This is a genomic window from Streptomyces sp. NPDC058646, assembly GCF_042716875.1.
GTDB lineage: Bacteria > Actinomycetota > Actinomycetes > Streptomycetales > Streptomycetaceae > Streptomyces.
Map to the genome: position 1 here is coordinate 1 of NZ_JBHXRK010000073.1, position 3,386 is coordinate 3,386.

At 68.9% G+C, this 3,386-nt stretch carries 4 protein-coding genes and 2 pseudogenes; 1 reads left to right on the forward strand and 5 read right to left on the reverse strand.

Annotation, left to right across the window (positions count from 1 at the left end; translation table 11 throughout):
• Nucleotides 1-96: 96 nt before the first annotated feature.
• Nucleotides 97-321 (forward strand): annotated as a pseudogene (locus ACFWUZ_RS36150) (transposase); the annotation flags it as partial.
• Nucleotides 322-398: 77 nt separating this feature from the next.
• On the opposite strand, the gene ACFWUZ_RS36155 reads toward ACFWUZ_RS36150, so the two are convergent.
• The 5 genes and pseudogenes from ACFWUZ_RS36155 to ACFWUZ_RS36175 all read right to left on the reverse strand — a co-directional run.
• Complete coding sequence (locus ACFWUZ_RS36155) at nucleotides 399-719, reverse strand: hypothetical protein (RefSeq protein WP_384382351.1); 321 nt, start codon at nucleotides 717-719, stop codon at nucleotides 399-401.
• Between the two features lie 382 nt (nucleotides 720-1,101).
• Nucleotides 1,102-1,800 (reverse strand): hypothetical protein, encoded by a 699-nt coding sequence (locus tag ACFWUZ_RS36160; protein ID WP_384382353.1) that lies wholly within the window; start codon nucleotides 1,798-1,800, stop codon nucleotides 1,102-1,104.
• A 24-nt stretch (nucleotides 1,801-1,824) separates the two neighbouring features.
• Nucleotides 1,825-2,049 carry a hypothetical protein gene (locus tag ACFWUZ_RS36165; RefSeq protein ID WP_384382355.1) on the reverse strand — a complete coding sequence of 75 codons (225 nt, stop codon included), beginning with the start codon at nucleotides 2,047-2,049 and terminating at the stop codon, nucleotides 1,825-1,827.
• Between the two features lie 285 nt (nucleotides 2,050-2,334).
• Complete coding sequence (locus tag ACFWUZ_RS36170; protein WP_384382357.1) at nucleotides 2,335-3,009, reverse strand: LysE family translocator; 675 nt, start codon at nucleotides 3,007-3,009, stop codon at nucleotides 2,335-2,337.
• Nucleotides 3,010-3,095: 86 nt separating this feature from the next.
• Nucleotides 3,096-3,386, reverse strand: a pseudogene (locus ACFWUZ_RS36175) (diaminobutyrate--2-oxoglutarate transaminase); the annotation flags it as partial.

Here is a 3,386-nt window from a genome sequence, read left to right on the forward strand (position 1 = left end):
TCGGCGGGACAGTGCTTCATCCCCACGGGGACTCCGTTCTCCTGGACCATCAAGATCCAAGTCTCTCCGGTGTCCAAAATCCGGGGTCAAGGCCCACCCGCCAGTTCCGACAGGCTCACCCCGGCCCGGGTCCGCCGGGGGTTCAGGAACATCCGCGCTCAGCTCACCTGCCCGGCCAGTGTTCCCAAACCCCGAGGCGCCGGCCCCGGACGACCGCCCGGCGCCAAGAACAAGCAGCGGGCACCCCGCTACGACGTCGGTAAGACGGTCAAACGCCCCGAGACCCTCAAGGCCATCGGCAAGCCCGGAAGATCTTGGTAGATAAAGAACAAGCTAAAGGCCGACGGACTCGTCTGCGCGCTCGAGGCCGGGGCCGTCGCCTGGGCGCACTGCTCAGTTCATTCCTTGTCTCGGCCCTGGTCGTGGCTCTTGAGGTTGCGTCCTGCTCCGCTCGGTGACTTCAGGTAGGTATTCTCCGCCTCTGCATCCTGCCACTTGGCGTATAGGTACGTGCACGCCAAGACGGAGGCTCCGAGGGCGGTAAGGGTCACGCCTTGAGCTACGAGCAGACGCTTGTTGAGCTTGGAGAGCTTGCTTCCAGCTGGCGGGGCCTCCGTCTTACCGATGCCCACGTGGCCCGTCTCCAGTGAGTGCCGCTGCAGATCTTCGAGACCGTCAGCCTGGAAGGGACATGCGGTGCAGACGTATTCGATCATCATTTGATCCCCCCAACGGAAATTAGATTGCCACAGATTGAGTGCACCGACGCACCACTTGGCCACCCTCCAGCCCGGGGCCACCGGAGGGCAAGCGATTCCGGTGGACAGGGGCCCGGACGTGCTGTCCGACGCTGGAGGAGGCGCGGGCCCGGGTGAAGACAGCGGCGAAGGACCCCGGGCTGTGCGGCCCCGGGGTCCTTCTCTGTGCGGGGCCGACGGGGAACGCGTCCCAGGGCCTACACGCACTCAAGTGCGCTGCCCGGGTCCTGGAAGCGAAGGCATCGCACTGGTGTGCGTGTGGGACCTGGTCGCACGCCGAGGCGGGGGTGAACAGCAACGCGCCGTGCCCGGCGGTGGTTTCTGCCGCATTGCGGCGGTGCCCCTACCGGAACGTGACGCGGGCGACGACGGCGACCTGCTCGGGCGCCTCGGGGGAACCCGGTGCCCAAGGGCCCCAAACCTCGACGTGCTGCGCGCGGTCGAGCAGGTCCCACCAGCCATCGGACAGTGGGACGGGCTTGGCGGCCTTCCACAGCACGATGTCGTCGAGCCCCTCACCGTCGACGCGGACGATCGCCTCCAACGCCCGGGCTCCGAGGCTGACCCGCAGCTGCCACTTAAGGTCCATGACAGGCGGGCTCTCCCAGTCCCAGTCGGGCAGGCCGACCTCGCGCAGGTGGGCCAGGCCTGCTCGCCCGGCCTCGTGGCCGAGCGCGAGCACGGGCACCCGGTGACCGCCGTCCTCCCTGGACGCCAACGTCACCTGGTAGAGAGGTCCACCGTCCGAGCCATCGCCAAACTCGCCGTGATGGATGACGACAGGCGGGGACCCCGCGATGGCCCAGAGGCGGAGAGCGTCGTCGAGCAGGCCGTACAACTGCTGGACGTCCATCGCCTCGACTGCCTCCCACACCGCTGAGGCGGCCGCGGAGTCGTCACGGTCACCGTGTACGCGTCGAGCCAGAACGGCCCATCGCACGGTGGAGTCCCGCACCCTCCCCGCCTTGGGCAGGATCCCTAACGCCTTCCCGGAGAAGGCGGCCACGGTGGGGCGGTGGTCCAGGGCGTCAACCGACAGCATGATCAGGCAGTGGCGGCACCTATCCTACGCGGCTGCGACCAGGCGAGCGGCGAGGTCGGTGTTCACGGTGCGGCCGCCGCTGTAGGGCTCCAGGGCCAGGAAGGCCAGGTCCGGAGAGTCGTGCTGGTGGTCGAAGGCCCCGGTGCGGGCGTCGTCCAGACGGCGCAGGGCCTCGGCGTAGCTGATGCCGACGCAGTCGGCGAAGAGGCGAGCCCGACGGCGGCGCGCGGCGAAGTTGTTCTTGGGCACGGTTCCCCGATCCGGGCGAGGTCCCCCACGCTGCTCGCCTCAACTTTGGTCGGCGGCGCCACTGAACCGCGTGGGCGGTGGTGACAGCAACGGGAACGTGCGCGCCCTAACTCCGCCACGACCCTAGTCCGTGCGGCCCCGGCAGCCGTCACCGCCCTCGCGTGCTCGGTATGGCAACTTGCGCTGAGAGGTGCCGGTCCCTTCCGGCGGTAGACGCCCCACGAGCGGGGGTGATCCGCTTGAAGGAGGTCTGCTCATGCTGTGGCGCACACTCCAGTCGGGGGGTCAAGCGATTGCGGCGACGCCGATGCCGATGCCGATGAACAGCCATCCGGTCGTCAGTTCCCAGCGGTGACGGAACTTCGGCCGGGCGAGGAGCGCCCGTAGGTGCGTGGCGACGGCGACCAGGGCGAACCAGTAGACGATGCCGATAAGGACGTCCAAGGTGCCGAGGAAGAAGATCTGCCGCGTCATCGATCCGCCGCCGTTGACGAATTGCGGCAGGATGCTGATGAAGAACAGGGCTGCTTTGGGGTTGAGTACATTGGTGAGGAAGCCCTGCGTGAAGCCGGACCGCCACCGGCCTCGGGTCGACCCGGCCTCCGCGGGGTCCTCCTGCGCTGGGCTGTTCTCTGGGCCGCTCGTCGCCTCTTGGCCGGCCGACCGCTCACGGGCGGCCCGCCGAGCTGCCAGCACGGCCCGTATCCCGAGGTAGACGAGGTAGGCCGCGCCGAGCAGCTTGATGGCGTCGTAGACCGTGGGGGAGCGGGCGGCGATCAGCGACAGTCCGGTGGCGGCGGCGAGCATGTGCACGCACAAGCCGGCCTGGGCTCCCAGCGCCGCGGCCCGTCCCTTTGAGGGATGTTCGGTCGCCGACCGGAGTACCACGAGGAAGTCCGGCCCCGGCACGAGGTAGGCCACCAGCACCACACCAAGGAACCCGACGAGGTCAACCGACATCCGCTCTCCTTTCGTTAGCCCTGTGGCCGGTCCGCCGTCGGGGGTGGTTCGTCCATGCGCCTGGGGCTGGGACGTTGGATCCGATGTCAGGCCACGAAGGTTCGTACGTCGACCACCGAGGCGACTGCCTCGTCGAGTATCCCGAGGCCCTGCTCCAGTTGTCCTGCCCCCACTGTCAGTGGCGGCAGGAGCTTGACCACCTCGTCGTGGGCTCCCGCCGTTTCCAGCAGCAGACCGTTGCGGTAGGCCGCGTCGCACACCTCGCGGGCCGCGCCCGGACAGGCAAAGGGCAGACCCCAGGCCAGGCCGCACCCGCGAGGTGCGGGCAGCCCGTGCCGGCGGGCGGTCTCCGCGAGAGCGTGTCCCACCTGGCCGCC